Origin of the sequence: Limnospira sp. PMC 289.06, from assembly GCF_032350395.1 — a bacterium.
In the GTDB taxonomy this organism is placed as follows: Bacteria; Cyanobacteriota; Cyanobacteriia; order Cyanobacteriales; family Microcoleaceae; genus Limnospira; species Limnospira platensis.
On the sequence record NZ_JARPLC010000464.1, the window covers coordinates 1 to 522 of the forward strand.

General features: G+C 41.6%; 1 protein-coding gene. It reads right to left on the bottom strand.

From position 1 onward, the window contains the following. Window positions 1–522 (bottom strand): reverse transcriptase domain-containing protein (locus tag P5674_RS25800; RefSeq protein ID WP_315670483.1); only part of this gene is annotated, 522 nt, incomplete at both ends.

Consider the following 522-nt stretch of genomic DNA (forward strand, 5'->3'; position numbering starts at 1 on the left):
GCTTGTTGCCCCACCTGTTTTCCCAGATTTATACTTTCCAACGGGGTATTGCCTGATATTGAATCCTAGAAAATCGAACCCAGGTTCCTCAATCTTGCCATTATACTCAATAGGATTGAGTGTGTGACATATTCGGGTCTTTTCAGGTTTTATCTCTAATCCTACAGGTTTTAGCCATTCAGAAATTGCAGTCTTGCACTGTTCAATGATTCCTAAGTCTCTTGATATGACCACAAAATCATCGGCATATCTTATAAGGTTTACCTGAGTGGTTGTTCCTTTGTTTGGATACATTCCTTTGACTAGCCTTTCCATACCATCCAGTGCGATGTTGGCGAGTAGTGGACTTATCACCCCTCCTTGAGGTGTCCCTGCTTCTGTATCCTCAAATACACCGTTATCTAGCACGCCTGCTTTGAGCCATTGTTTCAGGTCTCTTTTTAGGTTGCTTGGACAATGAATTTTTGACAGTAGATAATCATGGTTTATTCGGTCAAAGCATTTTGCTATGTCAGCATCCAG